Source organism: Ruminococcus sp. YRD2003, assembly GCA_900109435.1.
Classification (GTDB): Bacteria; Bacillota; Clostridia; order Oscillospirales; family Ruminococcaceae; genus Ruminococcus; species Ruminococcus flavefaciens_G.
This window is the reverse complement of sequence record FNZT01000008.1, coordinates 186,356-205,915: the sequence shown is the minus strand read 5'-3', so window position 1 is coordinate 205,915 and position 19,560 is coordinate 186,356. Positions and strand designations below refer to the sequence as shown.

The 19,560-nt window shown below is 44.3% G+C and carries 17 protein-coding genes; 11 read left to right on the top strand and 6 right to left on the bottom strand.

Annotated elements, in window-relative coordinates:
- The first annotated feature begins 194 nt into the window (after window positions 1-194).
- On the top strand, window positions 195-623 hold the full coding sequence (locus tag BMX22_RS08110; RefSeq protein ID WP_074741959.1) for a hypothetical protein: 429 nt from the start codon (window positions 195-197) through the stop codon (window positions 621-623).
- Window positions 624-1,284: 661 nt separating this feature from the next.
- On the opposite strand, the gene BMX22_RS08105 is transcribed toward BMX22_RS08110, so the two are convergent.
- Both BMX22_RS08105 and BMX22_RS08100 read right to left on the bottom strand, forming a co-directional pair.
- Complete coding sequence (locus BMX22_RS08105; RefSeq protein WP_074741958.1) at window positions 1,285-1,842, bottom strand: hypothetical protein; 558 nt, start codon at window positions 1,840-1,842, stop codon at window positions 1,285-1,287.
- A 90-nt stretch (window positions 1,843-1,932) separates the two neighbouring features.
- Complete coding sequence (locus BMX22_RS08100) at window positions 1,933-2,850, bottom strand: hypothetical protein (protein WP_074741957.1); 918 nt, start codon at window positions 2,848-2,850, stop codon at window positions 1,933-1,935.
- A 612-nt stretch (window positions 2,851-3,462) separates the two neighbouring features.
- On the opposite strand from BMX22_RS08100, the gene BMX22_RS08095 reads away from it, so the two are divergent.
- Complete coding sequence (locus BMX22_RS08095; RefSeq protein WP_074741956.1) at window positions 3,463-4,194, top strand: hypothetical protein; 732 nt, start codon at window positions 3,463-3,465, stop codon at window positions 4,192-4,194.
- Between the two features lie 427 nt (window positions 4,195-4,621).
- Here the strand turns inward: BMX22_RS08095 and BMX22_RS08090 are convergent, their stop codons facing one another.
- The 3 genes from BMX22_RS08090 to BMX22_RS08080 form a co-directional block, all read right to left on the bottom strand.
- On the bottom strand, window positions 4,622-5,110 hold the full coding sequence (locus tag BMX22_RS08090) for a hypothetical protein (protein WP_074741955.1): 489 nt from the start codon (window positions 5,108-5,110) through the stop codon (window positions 4,622-4,624).
- A gap of 75 nt (window positions 5,111-5,185) precedes the next feature.
- Window positions 5,186-6,172, bottom strand: a complete 987-nt coding sequence (locus tag BMX22_RS08085; protein ID WP_074741954.1) for a hypothetical protein — start codon at window positions 6,170-6,172, stop codon at window positions 5,186-5,188.
- A gap of 64 nt (window positions 6,173-6,236) precedes the next feature.
- Entirely contained in the window at window positions 6,237-6,641 is a 405-nt protein-coding gene (locus BMX22_RS08080; RefSeq protein WP_074741953.1) for an SMI1/KNR4 family protein, read from the bottom strand.
- 276 nt (window positions 6,642-6,917) lie between these two features.
- Between BMX22_RS08080 and BMX22_RS08075 the strand changes: the two genes are divergently transcribed.
- Together BMX22_RS08075 and BMX22_RS08070 are read left to right on the top strand one after the other, a co-directional pair.
- On the top strand, window positions 6,918-7,481 hold the full coding sequence (locus BMX22_RS08075) for a hypothetical protein (protein WP_074741952.1): 564 nt from the start codon (window positions 6,918-6,920) through the stop codon (window positions 7,479-7,481).
- Between the two features lie 107 nt (window positions 7,482-7,588).
- Window positions 7,589-8,353, top strand: coding sequence for an alpha/beta fold hydrolase (locus BMX22_RS08070; protein WP_074741951.1), 765 nt, complete (start codon window positions 7,589-7,591; stop codon window positions 8,351-8,353).
- A 303-nt stretch (window positions 8,354-8,656) separates the two neighbouring features.
- On the opposite strand, the gene BMX22_RS08065 is transcribed toward BMX22_RS08070, so the two are convergent.
- Window positions 8,657-8,851, bottom strand: a complete 195-nt coding sequence (locus BMX22_RS08065) for a hypothetical protein (protein ID WP_074741950.1) — start codon at window positions 8,849-8,851, stop codon at window positions 8,657-8,659.
- Window positions 8,852-9,088: 237 nt separating this feature from the next.
- On the opposite strand from BMX22_RS08065, the gene BMX22_RS08055 reads away from it, so the two are divergent.
- The 7 genes from BMX22_RS08055 to BMX22_RS08025 all read left to right on the top strand — a co-directional run.
- The gene (locus BMX22_RS08055) at window positions 9,089-10,699 is read left to right on the top strand and encodes a hypothetical protein (protein ID WP_074741948.1); all 1,611 of its coding nucleotides are present in this window, start codon (window positions 9,089-9,091) and stop codon (window positions 10,697-10,699) included.
- The gene (locus BMX22_RS08050) at window positions 10,692-11,948 is read left to right on the top strand and encodes a sensor histidine kinase (RefSeq protein WP_074741947.1); all 1,257 of its coding nucleotides are present in this window, start codon (window positions 10,692-10,694) and stop codon (window positions 11,946-11,948) included. The genes BMX22_RS08055 and BMX22_RS08050 overlap by 8 nt, the downstream gene beginning before the upstream one ends.
- Window positions 11,920-12,552: a response regulator transcription factor gene (locus tag BMX22_RS08045; protein ID WP_074741946.1), complete on the top strand. Its 633-nt coding sequence runs from the start codon at window positions 11,920-11,922 to the stop codon at window positions 12,550-12,552. Before BMX22_RS08050 ends, BMX22_RS08045 begins: the two co-directional genes overlap by 29 nt.
- Before the next feature lie 262 nt (window positions 12,553-12,814).
- Window positions 12,815-13,378, top strand: a complete 564-nt coding sequence (locus tag BMX22_RS08040) for a DUF6935 domain-containing protein (protein ID WP_074741945.1) — start codon at window positions 12,815-12,817, stop codon at window positions 13,376-13,378.
- 11 nt (window positions 13,379-13,389) lie between these two features.
- Window positions 13,390-13,764, top strand: a complete 375-nt coding sequence (locus BMX22_RS08035; RefSeq protein ID WP_074741944.1) for a hypothetical protein — start codon at window positions 13,390-13,392, stop codon at window positions 13,762-13,764.
- Between the two features lie 36 nt (window positions 13,765-13,800).
- Window positions 13,801-14,226 carry a hypothetical protein gene (locus BMX22_RS08030; protein WP_074741943.1) on the top strand — a complete coding sequence of 142 codons (426 nt, stop codon included), beginning with the start codon at window positions 13,801-13,803 and terminating at the stop codon, window positions 14,224-14,226.
- A gap of 17 nt (window positions 14,227-14,243) precedes the next feature.
- Window positions 14,244-19,560 (top strand): leucine-rich repeat protein (locus BMX22_RS08025; RefSeq protein WP_074741942.1); only part of this gene is annotated, 5,317 nt, incomplete at its 3' end.

The following is a 19,560-nucleotide window of genomic DNA, read 5'->3' as shown; positions in this document are numbered from 1 at the left end:
TCTATTAAAAGCACTTGCTCCGGCAGGTGCTTTCGTTTTGCCCTGCCGAACACAGCCTCTGATTGACTTTTTCTCCCTGTTATGGTATAATTCAGGTGTGGAGGAAGCAGGAGCTTTCTACGTTAAACCAAATCGGAATTTCATGGAGAAGGTGTCATGTACCGTCAATGATAAGAGGAGTTGAGTTGATAGTTATGGCTTTTGAACGTATTAAAACAACACATGAAATTCGTATGAGATTACTAAATCAATTGAATATTAAATACAAGGAATATTATGTATGTCCAATAGGGATGGATTGGATGACCGGTGTTTATGATAATGAAAGCGGAATTTTTCTAACACAGATATACAAAATACCGGATGGGCTTTCACACGCTGGAGATTGTTATGAATATGCAGTATTGTTAGACGATGGACGTGGTTTCAGAGTAACGGCAAATGGCGATAATAAACCGTTTTTTATGTTGCCGCCGAAATTTACTAACTTGACTGAATTGATACTGTCGGCAACCATTGCCTACGGCTATAATTTAGAGGCTTATAGATTTCGGTTAACACTTGATCAAAGTGAAGTAAATCGAATTACAGAAGAGATGAATAGCAGGGCTAAAATCTTATAGAGGAAAATCTGACTTTGAGGTCTACAAATTCAGGGTTTATCGCATTAACTGAATATCCACAAAGCACTTGCAAACGCAGGTGCTTTTGTTTTCATGTTAGTTTTGAGTCTTCCCATTTTGGGGAGGCCGGCTGTTTGTCTGTTGATTCATCTAAGTACAATGATAACTGTAAGTATCGGTGACGACATTCAATATGGAGCATTGCTGCTAGTGGGAAATATAAGGGGATCCTACCTGCGTCATAAAAAAAAGAGGGACGCGAAGTCCCTCTTATCCTGATTATTGTTGATAACTATGACGGTGAATCAGCGTGTTGCTGAAGACCATTCTGCAAGATCTGCTAATATGTCTCCATCGTCGTCGCCGTCATCAGTATTGTAAAGAACCAAATCCTTATTAAAAACCATTGGTGTTCCTCCTTTCCGATTATTTTTTTGTTAGTATTATTATACCATAAGTGCCCGAAAAAGTAAAGAACATTATGCAGATTTTACAATAAGTTCATAATTCCGATTGTATAAGCTTTACGCGAAAGCGGAGCAACAACTGTTGTGTCAAACAATTGTATCTATATTGGATACCACTTTGACGTTGTTTTGTACAGAGGAGAATGACTCAGTTTTGCGGAATCAGGTATTACGAGTTATAAGCTAAAAGTCAATCAGCCTTTTATTCCCATGATATCATATATGGAGTACTGCCCGTTTCGCGTAACTTCAATCCAGTCCTGCTTCAAAGCTGCTTCATTGGATATCAATGACTGCATAAAGCCTTTCATAGAAGTATTGCCTCTAAGTTTATCATCATAAAGCTTAGCATTCTCACATTTTTTATCAAAATCAGCAAGCATTTTAGTGTGCATTCCTACAAACTGTTCGATAAGTTTTTCATGTATTGGGATCCGTTTTATTCTTTCTATGTTCTCAATATAATCTCGCCTGAAAATATAATCCTGAGGTTTTCTATATAGAATGCCTTGATTCTGTTCAATAATCCTTCTGTTAGCGGCAGCATAATCACGAGAATTATACGTTATTCCTAATATGGTGCGGAAACCAACATCATATTTACTAAGATTATCATTGATAAACTTGTATAACGGAGCTGTATTATTTGGAGATAGTTCCAATTTCTTTACTCGTTCATCTATTACGTTTTTACAATTAAGAATATCTTTTTCTGTATTACCCATGTTTTTATTAGCGTAATCCTTGAGCATAGCAACACATCTTTCTTGTATTAGCTGTTCTGCTGCTCTTTTGCTTCTCGCAGGAAATCCAAGCTCAGATATAACCTCATTGATAAGTTTTCAGCATTCTTTAATATCATCAAATGACGAACCCATATTAGCTATAGCAACGTTTTTGACAATAGTGCCTAATCCTTCCGCTAAATCTACACCCAAATAATTTGCTATAGCAATTATTTCCTTGGAATTCTTCAAATATTTCTTGACAAATGCAATATAGTATTCAGATTGATATGGGTCGAGCTGGAGTATTTCTAAAGAAACTTCCCTAGCTTTTTCTTCAGGAATGATATTAAAATTATTGAACAATGCACGAGCTTTTGAACTTGCTTCTGATGTTATAACATCTTGATATTTAGAATCTTCAAGTATTATATTTCCAAGATTATTAGCAGAAGCTGAAATACCATTAATCAGTTTTTGCCTGTATACATGGCTTTTAAAAAACGCATCAAGTTCTTGCTGAAATTGCTTATTTACAGCATTATTAGCAGAAGTTGCTTTGGCATAAGCAAATGCAGTACCTAACCCAGAGGTATATAAGTAAGCATTATGCCTTGAATTGGAATTGTTGACAATAGCACTCCTAAATGCAGCACTTTCAGTAGAGCTTGCCAACTGATTTCGTGCTTGATTATTATTACTTATTGCGATATTTCTCTTTTGGTAAAGGGATTCAAAAGCATTATTGTATTCAGCTAATGCGTTTAATGCTGGATTTAGATAACCTTTTTCACTACAAATCCTGCCTATAGCTTCTTCGTCAATAGTATAACATTCAACAGAAACAAAATCCTTAACAATTTCTTTGTTTATGCAATCAGTAACAGTAATAAAATCATTAAGATAATTATTGATAATAGAATTTGAATCCTTATAGCTTTTCAACTTATCAGCATATTTCCCTACAGCGACAAGCGAGAGCTCATTATATTTTTTTCTAACCTGAGAATGCACCCTACGTTTAGCGGGGAACACAAAACACTTCCAAGAAAAGGGAACTCAATACTCTCGACTTCGTCTGTTAGTATTTCTTTCAAACTCTTCATACTGTGACCTCCTCTGTGGTATTATAGTAATATGGATGATACGGCTGCCGTAAATAATTATAATTCACGCTGCACTCAATGTATACTTTATATGTATGATTTCAACACAATGCGAAACATCTTTCAACAGATTTTGATAACTGTTAACAAATAATATACAAAAATCAGCATTTATAATAATTGAAATAGTTCTTATTTGTTACAATTAACGGTTTTGATACGTCAGAATCATAGTGAAGAAGGAAGTGATATGGATTGACGCAGATGGAACGTCAATCAGAGTAAAGATATGAACTAGTAAGAACGATATAGATTTAATTGTTGCTTTGTGATATATCGGTGCCGCTTTCATGGCGGTGCTTTCTTTTATAAAAAAATGATTAAAAGTGACTTTGTGCATAATAGCGAAAATATGTTCTTGCTTATTGTTGACTGTGATGAAGTTTTAGAAATTGAATAAAAGTCCTTGACAGAACGTCTGTTCTGTGATATGATATGTTATACAGATTGAGAACAGTTGTTCTGCTTCGGAGGCGTAATCATGGTACGAGTGTATATGTGTATTGATTTAAAGAGCTTCTATGCTTCCGTGGAATGCGTTGCCCGTGGCTATGATCCGTTCAAGGTTCCTCTTGTTGTAGCTGATCCGACCAGAGGAGATGGCGCTATAACTTTGGCTATTTCTCCAGCTTTAAAGGAGCTGGGGGTTAAGAACCGCTGTCGTATATTTGAGATACCCAAGCACATACCATATGAGATAGCTATGCCACGAATGCGTAAGTATATCGAGGTATCGGCTCAGATCTACGGTGTTTATCTTCAATACATCTCTCCTGACGATATTCATGTCTACTCAATAGACGAAGTATTTATCGATGCTACCCCATATCTGAAGACGTACAACTGCAAGGCTAAAGCCTTCGCCAAGCTCCTGATGCAAGCGGTTATGGATAAGACCGGTATCTGCGCTACTGCCGGTATCGGTACTAACCTCTATCTTGCTAAGATAGCTATGGATATTGTTGCTAAGCACGTTCCGGAGCATATAGGTATTCTTACGGAGGAGCTGTATCAGAAATGTCTATGGAAGCACCAACCTCTTACCGACTTCTGGAACGTTGGTCCTGGTACTGCTACAAGACTGGCTAAATATGGCGTGTATGATATGAAAGGAATAACCGAGCTGCTAGAGGAGCTGCTACATAAGGAATTTGGCATAAAAGCCGAGTTTCTCATAGACCATGCCTGGGGACGCGAATCCTGTACAATGTAGCAGATCCATAATTACAGAGGTAAAAGCCGTTCACTCTCCAATAGTCAGATACTCTTCGAGGACTACGACATTGACTCTTATACCAATATTGAAGGTGTTGTGACTGAGATAAATCCTCCTTATCGTCGGCTGAAAGTCGTTAAAACGGCTATTCCATTCGAGGATATTTATACCATTGAACTACTGGGCAAAGATGTCCTGTTTTGAAAATCGATAAGAATAATTATGGTCTCCCCATGACGGGGAGACCGGCTGTATCTAAATTATTATTATGAATCCTTGGTTTACATGATTCACTGCGAGAATAAACGACAACAGCCGCACAGTGAATCAGACCAATAATAGTCCGAAATCACTGTCACGGCTGGAAATCTATCGTCAGACGCGGAATGCGCTGAATGTGTGATGGGGTGGGCTTATGCCTGCCCTATAAATTCCCCTGTCCTATCAATTCCAATTTGCCTTCAGCTGTTATTTCCCCATTCTCATCAAACTCAACGTACTCGTGTTGATCCCAATCATTAATCCTATCAATTTTTCCATTTTCATACCATACATAACTTTTTCCTACACACCTGTTATTCTTCTTAACTATATAGTTCATAACCTTACCCGATTCATAGAAGTTGACTTCTGCTCCGTCTTCCAAACCATCTTTAATATGCATATAATACCACAAGTACGGTTTGCCATAATATAATTGATATAACACGCCGCTGAACCGTTTGCTATAATCAGGATAGCCCCAATCATCACGATAGCACAAATATGTTATGCGTTTCATGATGCACTCTGTAATATCAACCTCATCCCAATCTGTTCCGTGTTCGAAAACATAATCCTGTGATAAGATCGTTATCACTTTATTTTCAAGTAAGTAGTCAAGGGAAAATTTACTCGGATCAATTGGTTCCATATATTCTCAGACCTCCTTAAAATCGTGCGAAATCGCTGTCGCGGATAGAAATCTACTATCAGACGTGGAATGGTGTCACGCACCGCCGCGTGCTTCCGTCATATAGTCCTGATAGATTCCATTGCTGAGCAACTCAAGCTGATGAAACAACTCCCTGATCTTTGGATTGTCAGAACAGCGCAGATATTTCAAAGACCATATTTCCTGGAAAATGTCATCATTCTTTAGACAATTCTCAACGGGGTTCCCGTACTTAGAAAGCGCACCCATCATTTTTTGCAGCTTGCTGATGATTTTATTCTGATCTTCACGGGTGCCGCCGCTTTTGCTCTTCGCCTGCTGATAAAGCTCTGTGATATCCTCTGCGCTGGTAATTGTTGTGTAATAGAGCCATCTAAACTGCTCATAGGTATAATTTGTCTTATCAAGGGCAGCACCGCCACTTCCGAACTCAGCCGGCTCGAGCATCGAAAGGTATTCAACGATCAAATGATTCGTTTCGTAGTCATCCATCTTTGTGACAGAAAGCCAGAAGATATAATTATTATCCGCGAAGCCGACAATAATCACATCATTGTTCTCTGCATAATGAGCATGGATACAGCGAAACTTCTGATTCGGCCAGTAATTCGGCTTTTTCGGAATCAGACAGTTCAATTTCTGAATCTCAGCAAATCTACCGAATTCTCCTGCTGAACCGAGACTGTCCTTGATTTTGCGATAGTATGCAAAGATATCGTCTGCCGTTGCAGGCAGTGAATAGTAAAACAGCTTTAATTGTTCCTCCGTGTAGTAAGTATCGGCGATCACAGAATGAATATCTGCGTATTTCTTTGGCTCTATCCCTGAAACATGGTCAAAGATCGCACGAACTGTATTTTCATCCTTTGCATCGGTAACAGAAAGCCAGTATACGCCGTGGTCTGCAATCATCCCCGCAATGATGATATCATCTGCATTCGTATAGAAAACTTTGATATATGGTTTCTCATCCGGATTCTTCTGATCAATTTCATGCAGTTCTTCGCTGCTGTCAATGCAATTATGCTTTAGAATCTCCATTATGTAAGCACCCCTTTCTGCGCTGAATGTGTAACGTATGCCTGTCCCTGCCATTTCTGTCTTGTTACTTTTTACGGGCGATGCAACGATCCAGATATTCTGAAATGGAATCGTATATCTTTTCGCAGTTATCATATTGGACTTTGTATACAGCCCCGCTTTCATCAACAGTAATAACGATTCCGTCGATTCCCGCATTTTCAAGGGCAAGCATCTTCGGTGGAAAATCATCATTGATACTTCTTTCCTGCAAGGTCATAGTAACCACATTGCAGTTTCCCTCAACATTCAGTCCTGTCCACTCTGTAGCGAAAAAGTCGATACATCCGAATTCACGAAGATAAGCCACGTATTCAGGAGGAAAAACCATTTTGAGAGCCTGCTGTGCATCAGAAAGCTGTTGTTCTGTACAGCCTCCGGCTTTCCAAAGCTCTTGAATTCCGTTAATCTTAGCTATGATATCAGGCATATCCATACGCTCCTTCTGCACATCTCAGGATGTGCTGTATTCTGTTTTGATTATACCACACTCACGCCGAAATTGTAAAGGGGGTGTCCCATGTTTTTTACACTTATTCTTGAAAACGCTATGGTGACCGAGTGGACATGAACGCTATAAGAGTATAATTGTATACTTGATTCGGGCTGAGGTCGCTGGACAGGCAGATATTGGCTCCTTCTGATTGACTTTTTCTCCCTGCTGTGCTATAATTCAGCTATGAATGAATCACAGGAGGCGATAAAGATGGGAGTTACGATATGTTTTTCATTCGGAGGAGGAACCAATCATCCGCTTTCAGACCATGCCTATTGGGATGAGCATATGCGTGATTCGCTGCATATGCCAAACGGCGGTGCGGCAGTTCTCGTCAATATTTTGTGTCTGAGCGGTGGACGGCTTGCAGAAACCGAAAGCCAGAAGCGTATGATGGTATATCTTGCAGAACAGAATCAGACTGCACTGGGACTTGGAAATGTCGATCTGGATATTGACTGTCTCCCGTGGGACAGGGTGCATTTTGCAGAAGACAAGGCATTCATGCTGCGTGTGATCGAAGGCGCACGGCAGAAGCTCGGCTGGGAAACGCTCCGTGACCGGTATGAACCGAATGCGGAATGTGTGAAATGCTATCTTGACGGGTATCAGGTTTTGATGGAACGCATGACAGAAGCCGATATCAAAGATGAAGTCCTAACTGAATGGCTCGATTGGCACGATCCGGATGAACCGCCGAAATGCGGTTTTCCCAAATGTTCAAAGCATGACGCATATATTGCCTTATACGGCTGTCAGGTCTGCACGAACTGAATACCGCACGAAAAGCGGAATGCACATCTATGGAAAGCGTGAAGCTTTCTGATTGACTTTTTCTCCCTGCTGTGCTATAATTCGGGTATGGAAAGGAGTGTCGATATATGAATCATTTTGTCTATGAAGGGAAAAAAGTGTTCTATAAGGAAACAGGTTCAGGAAAACCATTGATATTTCTTCATGGAAATACTGCCTCCTCTCGTATGTTTGAACAAATTTCAGATAAATACAGCAAGGATTTCAGGGTTATTCTGATTGATTTCTTAGGACACGGAAAATCAGACAGACTTGATGTGTTCCCCTCAGATCTTTGGTTTTATGAAGCTCAACAGATCATTGCATTTCTAAAAGAAAAGCAGTATCAAGATGTAAATATAATCGGCAGTAGCGGCGGTGCAATGGTAGCAATAAATATTGCACTTGAAGCTCCAAAACTTGTAAATAAAATAATAGCTGACAGCTTTGAGGGCGAATTCTCCAGCAGTATATTTACGCAGAATCTCTTGAAAGACCGTGAAAATGCAAAAAACAATGCAGGTGCCAGAGGATTCTATGAATATATGCATGGTTCGGACTGGGAACAAATAGTTGATAATGATACTTCTGCAATAATAAGGCATCAAAAAGAAATAGGACATTTTTTTCACAAACAGTTGGAATCACTTGAGACCGATATTTTGTTGACCGGTAGCACTGAAGATAAATTTATGTATAGTATTTCGGATCATTATTATGAAAAAGTTTATGGCGATATAGTCTCAAAAATTAAAAACGGAAGTATACATCTCTTTTCTAAAGGAGATCACCCTGCTATAATAAGTTGTTTTCAGGAGTTTTATCCATTGAGCATAGATTTTTTATTATCCTAACGATTTTACAATGAGCAGTCCTCCGGGGCTGCTTTTTTCATGCCCTCACGGAGGAGGTGAAACCGTATGGCAAACAGAATCAAGGGCATCACGGTCGAGATCGGCGGCGATACCACCAAGCTGATTGGAGGTCGCTGGACAGGCAGATTATGATTCCCTCTGATTGTCATTTTGCTCCCTGGTGTGCTATAATTCGGGTATGAGAAGGCACGGAGCTTTCTCTGCTGATTTTTCAAAGAAAGGTGGATTATAACGATGGGAGTTACGATATGTTTTTCATACGGAGGAGCTGATCATCCGCTTTTAGACCGAGCCTATTGGGATGAACATATGCGTGATTCTCTGCATATGCTCAACGGCGGCGCGACAGTTCTCGTCAATATTCTGTGTCTGAGCGGCGGACGGTGCAGTTGTGGCGAATCCGCCGAGCAGCCCCGACGCGAGCATTACAAACCATAGCCGCCGGTAGAACGGCTGAGCTTCCGTACTGTTTGTCATTTGTTTTCACCCTTATTGTTGGATTTCTGCACTAAAGCAGCTCCACACATTAAACCACACTCCACCTCTAAAGTCAGCATTATACTGTTCGTTTTCCCCTTCATTTCCGTATCTGTCACAAATCCTCTGCTCTGACGCGCCGAAGCTGTCAGGGGCGGACGAATTTCGCCGCGCATCCTTGCTATTCCAGACATAATATGATATACTATAGAAAAGACCAAAGGGGAGGTCAGTGCGTTGCTTCATACCGCAAAGACGGAACGGGATTACTTTGCAGCTTTTGTCATAGCCATTGCTTTCGCGTTCACTGTAAATATCCTGTCTCAGTTTTCATGGTTCCCGATGTGTATCCACACTCCGGCATCTATTATGTACAGCTTCATCATCATTGCATGGGCAGCGTCTGTTGTACAGAGGATAGTACATAAGTGTATCCGGCGGCATATAGTTGCTATCGCTGTATTTCTGCTTATGCTGTTTATCGTACGCATCTGCCGGTGGATGCTGTTTACACATTCTGCTCTTGCTGACCGATATCTTTACTACTTGTTCTATATTTCGTTTATTTCATTGCCTATGCTTTCGATGAGCGCAGCAGTGTATGTCAGCCGTGATGAAAGTACGGCTATGCCTGTACCTATAAAGGTATTCTGGGCTGCGGCAGGTGTTCTGATGTCCGGCGTTCTTACAAATGACCTTCACCACTTTGTACTTTCGTACAGCAGAGCATCTGACACAAGTGATCATATCAGCTTCCACTGGCTCTACTATGTCATATTTGTATGGGCGTTCGCTTTCACGCTCGGTTCCTTCCTTCTGCTGATAAAAAAGTGCAAGCTGTCGCAGTGCCGCAGGAAATGGTATATCCCGATGATCCCGTCGGCTGCTGCTTTTGTTCTTGTTGTGATCTACTATATCTGCGGCGGAAATTCACCGCATATGCTTGGCATCAGTCTTTACAACATACAGGAGATATACCTTATTTTGTATATGGGACTTTGGGAAGGCTGTATCAGGATAGGGCTCATACCTTCAAACACGGGATACAACAGGCTGTTTGAGATAACTCATATCAATGCGGAAATGGAAAGCGCTGACGGAGAAACGGTATACCGTTCAGGAGCTCACACCGATACCGTGGGGAATACTGACTTCATACGCAAAACCCATACTATCAGGGGCGGAAGCGTGACATGGAGCGAGGACATCTCCGCTCTGGACAGGCTCAACAGCGACATTGCGGACTTGACGGAGCAGATAGCAGGCGAAAATGATCTTATCGAGGAAGAAAACCGTTTCCTCGCTGAAAAGGCAAAATATGAAACGCAGAACAGGCTGTATGACAAGATCGCACGCCATACGCATCCTCAGCTTGTTAAGATAGACGGGATAATGAACGGCAGCGGCGGACTTGAGCAGAAAATGAAGCGCTGTCTGCTGTTAGGCACATACGTCAAGCGCTGCTCAAACCTTATGCTTGCCTCCGACCGCAGCCGCACGATGTCAACGGACGAGCTGTATTTCTCGGTCAGGGAAAGTATTGAACAGACAGGGACGCTCGGTATCGTCTGTGAGCTGGTAAACGGCGGGGCAAAGGAAATATCGTCGGGAATGCTCATCGCAGCATATGATGTGTTTGAAGCTGTCATTGAGTCTGTGACAGATACCGCAAGTGCTCTTTCCGTGAAGATAGTTCCCGATGAGAATACTCTGCTCTCGATAGAAACAGACAGCGAAGTCCGCACCGACAGCCTCAGTATCCACCATACGGGACTGGAACTCACATCATACACCGAGGACGATATACAGCATATTACTCTTGCCATAGGAGGTGCAGCAAATGGATAGCATCATGCAGAGCATTTTAGGCGGACTTACGCTGTGGCTGATGATTTGTTGCTGTGCATTCTTCCTGACGATAATCATTCATCTGCTGCTGGACGGAAATGTTCGCCGTATCGCGCTTTCTTTTGCAGAGATGCTTGTCACGCTGCTGCTGGTACAAGTATTGATCGACCATATCGAATATCATAACAGAGCGTTTATAGAAAAGCCCGTTGTTATTTTGCTGATCGCCCTTGTTTTGACGGGGATTGCCATTATGGAGATAATAAGCTGTATCAGGACAAGAAAACGCAGTCTGACGCTGATGTCCGTTAAGGAATGTATGGACGAGCTGCCTGTCGGGATATGCTTCTATTGGGACGGCGGACTTACAAAGCTGACAAATCGGAAAATGAACAGCATTGCCTGCAAGCTTACGGGCAGCAGCGTTATGGACGCAGAGAAATTTCAGAGATCCGTTTTCTCAGGCAGGGGATCACCCGTTGTCTGCTTGGAAGACGGCTCGGCTTACAGCTTTGCTCACCGCGAAGATAAGCTTGACGGCAGAACGATACACGAGCTGCTTGCCTTCGATGTCACGCAGGAGTACCAACTGACAGAGGAGCTGCGTGAAAAGCAGAAAAAGGTGCAGAAGATAAACCGGCGGCTGAAGGCGCTCAACTCCTCGATACAGTACATCATTATGGACAAGGAGACATTGCATATCAAGATGCACATTCACGACAGCTTCGGCGAAATGCTGCTGATGACCAAGCATTTTCTCGCCGCACCCGAAAATACCGACACAAAGGAAATGCTCTCGCTGTGGCGGAGAAATATCGCTCTGCTGAAGGATGAAGAGCGTGAAAGCTGGCAGGAGCCGTGCTTTTTCAGTCTGACACACGCAGAGAGTCTCGGTATCCAGATCGAGCTGAGCGGCGAACTCCCTGAAGATGAAACGCTCAGCTCTGTTGTTGACTCAGCGATAACCGTCCACGTCACCAATGTCCTGCGTCATGCTGAGGGCGATATTGCGTATATAACGGTAGAAAAAACAACGGACGGTTATGTTATGCGCTTCACCAACAACGGCACACCGCCCTGCGCACCTGTGAAAGAGACGGGCGGACTTGCCAATCTCAGGCGCATGACAGAGAAAACAGGCGGTACGATGACAATAAACAGCTCTCCGCAGTTTGAAATGATACTTCATCTGCCGGAGAAAGCACAGGAGGAATACGAAAATGGCATACAGGATAGTGATAGCCGATGACCAGAAAATGGTGCGGCAGATGTTCGAGACGGCAGTGAAAAGCTCGCCGGACTACGAGCTCGCAGGAATGGCACAGACAGCAGAGGAAGCTGTCCGGATATGCTGTGAACAGGATATAGATCTCGTGCTGCTGGACGTTGTTATGGGTATCGGAATGGACGGTCTTGATGCGGCAAGGCAGATAAAGCAGGAGCGTCCCGAAGTGAAGATACTGCTTGTTACCTCTATGCCGGAGGTCACCTACATCGACAGGGCAAAGGAGATAGGCGTTGAGAGCTTCTGGCACAAGGAGGTGCAGGAACAGCCGCTTCTTGAGATAATGAACAGGACTATGGCAGGCGAATCCATCTATCCCACAACAATGCCTGTGATACAGTTCGGGCGTATCGTCAGCACAGAGCTGACAGACATCGAAATGGATGTGCTGCGCGAGCTGATGGCGGGAGCCTCCAACAAGGAGATAGGCGAACGGCTGTATATGTCGGAAAGCACGGTAAAACGGAACATCGCAGAGATGCTCGCGAAAACGGGCTTCAAGAGCCGCTTGCAGCTTGCGATCGAGGCAAGAGGCGGCGGACTTGTCATCAATCACGGTGAAGTATAATAACTGAGGGGAGTCCCCCTCGGGCAGTTTCGCAGGCTGCCGGCTATGAAACGCAAGTTTATAGCCGGCAGCCTGTTTTTTGTTATACGTAGAAAAGCAGTGTCAGCCCCTTTGTGAGCTTTGTACATATTTGTTGATAAATATTTGGCACAAAGATGACCTTCTTGGGTCAACTTTGGCTTCCGTTATTGCCTCGCGGACGGTCTTGCTGTAAAATAAAAGATATACTAATAATAATATACCCTGTAAGGAGGAACAGACTATGGGACTATTTGACAAGCTGAAACAGACGACCGAAAGTATCGCGCGCGATGCCGTAAAGGCAGCCGGAAACAAGACAGTTCAGGTACAGTTCGCGAAACTGCCGGATACCCTTGATGAGTTCAGGGCTTTGCCTCAGGCGCAGCTTGCAACGCCGTTCGATACGGCAGCACTCACTGTGCTTGCACTGTGCTTCTATCCGCAGAACGCAGAGCTTTCACTGCAGATGCTCAACTCTCTCAAGGGACCTCAGCCGCTTTCCGAGCACGACAAGCAGTTCATACGCGACCGTTTCATGGGCAAGGACTATGTTCCGCGCTCGTACTTCGTCGGAGCTGTGCCGCAGAACGACTACACTCCCGCTGAGCCGTATACGATAAAGGTCAGCGAGAACCCGTATTCGTATCAGGAGCAGGGATATGCCAAGATGTTCATACAGTCCGGCGGAGCTGATTCTCCGAGGTATGTTCAGCTCAGGCAGGCAAAGGACGGCAAATGGTACCTCTGGGAGCAGTTCCTGCTTTCAGATATAAGACAGCCCGAGAGCGCAGATCCGTGGGCATAAGGAGGAAAAATATGAGTATTGTCGGAAAATGGAAGATAACAGACGCAAATGTCTTTGATATGAGCTTCAAGCAGACCTGGCGAAAGGTCGCGGACGTCCTCGCTGACGAAAATGTCCACCCAATGCAGAAGGGCATGGCTCGCACTGTCTACGTGTTCGAGGAGGACGGCAAGGCACTCATGCTCATTCCCAAGGGTATCGCTCCTGACGGCGAGGCAGAGAGCTACGATGATGACTACGATCTGATGAAGTCGTCTGAGTGGAAGGAAGAGGGCGGAAAGCTTTACATCGCCGCATTCGAGAACGGCAATACCGAATGGAACGAGATAGTTCCCGACGGAGACGGCTTCATACTCTTCGATATGCACAGGGTCGAAAAAGCCTGAACAGGCATGAGCCGTTAGGATAAAGGAGGAATTATTATGGAAATCATCGGAAAATGGAACATTGCCGAGACACAGGTCTTCAACAGCAAGACATTAAAGCTTGACTGGCGGAGCGCGGCTGACATTCTCGCAGACGAGAATGCCGAGGACTACGTAAAGGAGTCGCTCGCATACAGCTACATCTTCACCGAGGACGGCAAGGTGCTCGTTGTAATGCCGATACCTGCTGACGTTCCGAAGGAGGAGATAGAAGCTGAAGCGGCTTCGGGTGAGCTAACTCTCTATGACGGATCCACGATGATACTCGAAGAGAAGGCGTGGAAGGAAGAGGACGGCAAGTTCTTCTTCGACAGCGAAGCCAAGGGCGAGGTGCTCGGCGAGGAGGTTTCTTCTTGGGTGGAGATAACGGAGACCGCCGATGGAATTGAGCTTATGACTTATCGTCTTACCAAGGAACAGTGACAAGGAGGAGAGAGACTATGAATAAACTGAAACGCCGTATCTTAGCAGGTACGGCAGCAGCGGCAATGCTGCTGTGGAACTTCGCAGACCTGCCGCAGGGCGCTCTCGGGAGCGCTGTGCTCTCAGCGAAGGCTGCCGTTGTCAGCGCGCCTGCTCTGACCGGAACGGCAAAAACTGCTGAGCCGAGTATGACACCGTTTGAAAAAGACACTTTCATAAAAACTCTTTGGAAAAATTTCACAGTTTACGAGTCAGAAACGGTGGAAAAGTATAATTCGGGAACATTGGTCATAAGCTATCATGGTTACGAGATCAGATGGTATAAAGGTGAAAACGGAGAGCCTTTCATTCCGTACCCTGTCACGACCATACGAACTGAAAACGGCGTGACCTATGTTGATAATTACGAAGTTGTGAGCATAAGAAATGCTTTTGCAGGCAACAAGAAAATCAAAAAGCTGATGCTCCCTGCTTCGGTCGAAAAGATAAGCGATGAAGACTTCAAGGACTGCGAGAATCTCACTTCTGTCAGCTTTGACAGGCGCAGCCTTATCATCAATGAGGATAACGAAGCTGAGAGTAAATTCTACATCAAAAATCCTGCGCTCAGCTCTATCGGAACAAATGCCTTCAAGGACTGTAATAAGCTCGAAAGCTTTGAATTTGGCGTGCTGAGCAATCTCAGAAGCATAGGCTTGTCAGCTTTCAGCGGCTGTGAAGCGCTCAGAAGCGTTGAATTCGACTACGATAACACCGGCATTGATCTTTCAAGAGATGCATTCTCAGAGTGCAAGGCTCTGAAGAGTGTCGTTTTCCCGAAGAGCATTGACCACATCTCAGAAAACTGCTTCAGATATTGTAATGCTCTTGAAACTGTCGATTTCGGAAAGGTCAAAGCAATATATAATCAGGCATTCAGGGATTGTACGAGCCTTAAACTGAACGCTCTGCCCGAGGTCGAGGAGCTCAAATACGGTGCGTTCTATAACTGCCCGAAAGCTGAGTTTACTGAGCTTCCTTCGACTCTGAAGAAAATCGAACCTTCAGTATTCAGCGGCTCGGGAATAAAGGGGAGTATTACTATCCCTGCGGGTACAGAGTTTGAGCCGACGGCATTTGTAAACTGCCCGAACCTCAAATATCTTGAGCTCGAGGATATGACAGGTGGTTTTGTCTCGCTGAACGGTATAGTATACAGGAAATTCAGCGATGACAATTTCACCGTTGCAGTATGCCCTCAGGGTATCGATAGTATTTACGTAGGCAATATCCCTGCAATACTGGGTGCAAAGCATATAGAATCCTTCGCATTCAGCGGAACAGATCTCAGATATCCCGTCATCGACGGCAAATATATAAAGAAGATAGATTCGTCTGCGTTCGAGGGAGCAAAGATAAATAGGCTCACCATCACGAATTCTTCTGACGACGGCGTGCCTATCGAACTCTCCAGCTGCGTATTCAGGGGCGCTGAGATAGATGAGCTCGTGATAGATACAGACATCACCTCTCATTATGACGGAGTCGGTGAGATATTCAAGAACGCTCATATCGGCACCGTTACTATCACAGATAAAGTGACCAAGATACCCAATGATCTCTTCGGCTATAATTCGTCATCTACATTTAGGGATGACGAAGAGATAGCGGCAGGTTACCCGACTATCGACAAGCTCATATTCAATGCGAGCAAGGTGACCGACGGAGTTTCCCCCTGCACGTTCCCGGGCGTAGTATCGGCTGAATTCGGAGATAATATCACTGAGATACCCGGACGTATGTTTGATACGCCCATAGGAAGCTCAAAGCTCACGAGCGTGACTATCCCCGAAGGTGTCAGGATAATAAACTGGGGCGCATTCTATGGCTGTGAAGGGCTGACTGAGATAGAGCTCCCCGACTCGCTCGAGTATATATCCGGCGAGGCGTTCCGCGGCACTAACATCAAGAGCGTATATGTTCCCGGAAACGTGACACACATCAGTATGTTCGCATTCCTCGATATGCCGCAGCTCAAGTGGGTAGCTCTGCCGAATGGACTGCAAAACTATTATCTTGGAGACACCGGAATCGGCTTTAAGTCAACAGGCAGTGAGATCTACAATATCGCCCCCTCTGACAATAAGGTCATTGTTTACGGTGATTCCATTGCCGAGAATTATGTAACAAAATACAGTGGCAATGATGAATTCGTTGCTGTGCCTGACCTTAATGAAGAGATCACGACTGATTTTATCAATTACAGCTTTGCTGACCCGGATAAGGTCGAAGGCGGCACAGAATACTGTATGTACTATATGGTAGGCGAGCCTTTGACACCTGCGCTGACCTCATTATTTGACAAGCCTCTTTCGGCAGATGAACTTAATAAGTATAACGTTTCCTACTCCAATAATGTTGAGCTTGGAGAGGCGCTGGTAACGATCTCAACAAGAGATCCGAAACTCGGCGTTGGTATTGGTCATGCTGCATTTGCCGTGGTCGACGCTGATTGCGAAATGAACGAAAATCACGCATGGGGCGGCTGGCTGAGCGATGATACAAACTGCGGCCGAAAGGTCCGTTATTGTCTGAATTGCAATACAAAAGAAGAAGCATTAGACCCTGACGCTCACGACTGGGATATGGATAAAATCACAGCGATCACTCCTGCTACCTGCACAGAGGATGGCACAGGAACAGTAAAGTGTAAAAATTGCATACAGACTAAGGAAGTAGTTATCCCCGCAACAGGTCACACATGGAAAGTCAAGGCAAACGGTGAATATCTCTATCATACAGAATTGCCTGATTTCGGCAAAGACGGCTACACCTGCCGAAAGTGCAAGGATTGCGGCGCAGAGGACGAGCATTTCAATATCGTTCCCGGATATACTCTCGTTCCCGAGAATGTACAGATAACTGATATCACCTCAGACGGCGCTGTTGTTTCATGGGATACTGTCAATGCAAGAGGAGTTAAGCTCATATTAAAAGACGGTGATGATAATGAGCTTGTACATGAAATTATACCTGCCGATACCACTTCGTATACGTTCACAGAGCTTGCAGCAGGAAAAAACTATAAGCTCTGTCTGAACACATATTATTATAAGTCTCAGGGTGCGTCTAAACCTATGCGCGTATTTTCTGAGGAAACATACGAAAGCTCGTTCGTGACTCCTCTGCCTGCAATAGAAAATCTCACTATCTCCGAGGACGATATTAAAGCAACGAGCGTGAAGCTCAGCTGGGATATGCCTGCCGGTGTTGATTCCGTTGACGTATTCGGTCTTCTTGGCGATGCACCCGTTGATAACCTCGCTGAACTGAGTGAGAAGGTCGACGATTCAACTCTCATGACACGTATCCACCCTGCATTCGGCGATACCGGCATGACCTTTATCAATACGACAGAAAACGAGATAACGATAGACGGACTTTATCCTGCTGAGGATTACACATTCTACGTTATGCCTCATTCCGAGAACGCTGCTCTTGAGACTGTCAGCGTTTCAAATGCATACGCGACCACAAAGGTTATGAAGGTACAGAACTTCAATGCGACCGATGTTACACCTGTTTCATTTAACACTTCATGGGACGCTATGCCCGAGGGCTATGGAGTATGCATCAGGGTATACAAGAATATCCCTGAGCTGAATGGCTATAATATCAATTCTGTTATCAATATCGCTGATGAGTATAAGGATGAGTTTGAAAAAAATATAAATTCCTATATCGAAGACGGTATGCCGGACAAATTGGCAGTTGAAAAGGCTCTTAAAGATGTCAGGGAATACTTTTCCGAAAAGTATGATGAGACATTCGCCGAAATAGCCGCGGCTTACTATGATTCGGGCAATATTATCCATCGGGAAGACAAACTGATAAGCGTTCCCGGCGAACTCAGCATGGCGGTAGAGAAACTCGAACCCGACACGCTCTATACACTCATAGTCAAGCCTTGTAAATACGACGGGGCGATATGCAATGAAAACTGCTGTTCGCAGCTCCAGGTAAGGACATTATCTGCGAAGGTAGAGAATCTGAGAGCTTCCGACATTCAGGAGAAGCAGTTCACGCTCACCTGGGACTATTTCCCCACTAAGCCTGAGAGTCATATAATGACATTTAAGAATGTCCCCGACATTACAGGTCTTGACATCCTTCCTGCAATTGCAGAAGCCACCGGGATGATGAATGATGGTAAAACAGAAAAGGAAATAATAGCAGCTGTCACGGAAAAATACGGCGAGACGATCGGCTCAGCTATTTCAGCTATGCGAGACGCGAACAATATGATCCCCGAGAAAAACTGGGAAGTAAACGCGGAAGACCCCACACACGCTACTCTTTCGGGTCTCGAGGCAGATAATCTCTACACAGTATTCATTCAGCCCGGATTCTATGACCAGAATGTAGCATCCGATAATACGACGATTCTTCAGGTCAGGACGAAGAAAGCTGTTGAGTTCTACGACCTCTGGGTAAACGGAGATGACGGCATACAGGTATCCTCCGACAACTGTCAGGATATCCTCGGAAACGGCAAGAAGGAGCTCGTATACGACCCGGCAGCCAAAACCCTCAGCATTAACGGGGACGTTGACTTAGAGGAGAGCATATTCAGCCGGATAGAAGGTCTTACAATTGACGTCAAGAAGGATTCAACGTTGACACGTACTAAAGATGAAAACGCCCCGCTGCTTATTATGTGCGGTGCAACGACTATTACCGGTTCCGGAAAGCTGAAACTTGTAAATGAATCACGAATATGCATAGGATACATAAAAGACCTTACAATAAAAAATGCAAGTATTGATATGAACGGTGATGTCGGTTTTTTAGCAGACGCAGACGTGAATCTTACGGTAATCAACTCGGATATAACAATAAAGGTTACAGAATTTGCTATTTCTACAAATAAGCTGACCCTTGAGGATTGCTATGTTGCTTCTCCCGAGGGTGAGGTCGTTGAAAAGGATGGTATTCTCCATGATGAAAACGGAAATGTAATAAAAGAAATAGTCATCAAGGCAGGCGAAAAGCCGACAACGACTGATTCCACAACGGCCACTTCATCAACCACGACAACAACAACGACAACTTCCGGTACAGGCAAGCAGTCCACAACAACGACGACTGCTTCCACAACAGCAAGCACAACAAAAACTACATCAACAACTGCTTCCGTAACAGGCGAGCAGTCCACAACAACTACTGCTTCCACGACTGCAAGCACTACAAAGGCTACATCAACAACTGCTTCTGGCACAGGCGAGCAGTCCACAACAACAACTACTGCTTCCATGACTGCAAGCACTACAAAGGCTACATCAACAACTGCTTCCG

What these genes read in the sequence shown, in the direction of transcription:
- BMX22_RS08045 (WP_074741946.1), top strand. Translation starts at nt 11,920, where the DNA reads ATGGCATACAGGATAGTGATAGCCGATGACCAGAAAATGGTGCGGCAG.
- BMX22_RS08075 (WP_074741952.1), top strand. Translation starts at nt 6,918, where the DNA reads ATGGGAGTTACGATATGTTTTTCATTCGGAGGAGGAACCAATCATCCG.
- BMX22_RS08035 (WP_074741944.1), top strand. Translation starts at nt 13,390, where the DNA reads ATGAGTATTGTCGGAAAATGGAAGATAACAGACGCAAATGTCTTTGAT.
- BMX22_RS08030 (WP_074741943.1), top strand. Translation starts at nt 13,801, where the DNA reads ATGGAAATCATCGGAAAATGGAACATTGCCGAGACACAGGTCTTCAAC.
- BMX22_RS08110 (WP_074741959.1), top strand. Translation starts at nt 195, where the DNA reads ATGGCTTTTGAACGTATTAAAACAACACATGAAATTCGTATGAGATTA.
- BMX22_RS08065 (WP_074741950.1), bottom strand. Translation starts at nt 8,851, where the DNA reads ATGACAAACAGTACGGAAGCTCAGCCGTTCTACCGGCGGCTATGGTTT.
- BMX22_RS08105 (WP_074741958.1), bottom strand. Translation starts at nt 1,842, where the DNA reads ATGCTCAAGGATTACGCTAATAAAAACATGGGTAATACAGAAAAAGAT.
- BMX22_RS08070 (WP_074741951.1), top strand. Translation starts at nt 7,589, where the DNA reads ATGAATCATTTTGTCTATGAAGGGAAAAAAGTGTTCTATAAGGAAACA.
- BMX22_RS08080 (WP_074741953.1), bottom strand. Translation starts at nt 6,641, where the DNA reads ATGCCTGATATCATAGCTAAGATTAACGGAATTCAAGAGCTTTGGAAA.
- BMX22_RS08040 (WP_074741945.1), top strand. Translation starts at nt 12,815, where the DNA reads ATGGGACTATTTGACAAGCTGAAACAGACGACCGAAAGTATCGCGCGC.
- BMX22_RS08050 (WP_074741947.1), top strand. Translation starts at nt 10,692, where the DNA reads ATGGATAGCATCATGCAGAGCATTTTAGGCGGACTTACGCTGTGGCTG.
- BMX22_RS08085 (WP_074741954.1), bottom strand. Translation starts at nt 6,172, where the DNA reads ATGGAGATTCTAAAGCATAATTGCATTGACAGCAGCGAAGAACTGCAT.
- BMX22_RS08090 (WP_074741955.1), bottom strand. Translation starts at nt 5,110, where the DNA reads ATGGAACCAATTGATCCGAGTAAATTTTCCCTTGACTACTTACTTGAA.
- BMX22_RS08095 (WP_074741956.1), top strand. Translation starts at nt 3,463, where the DNA reads ATGGTACGAGTGTATATGTGTATTGATTTAAAGAGCTTCTATGCTTCC.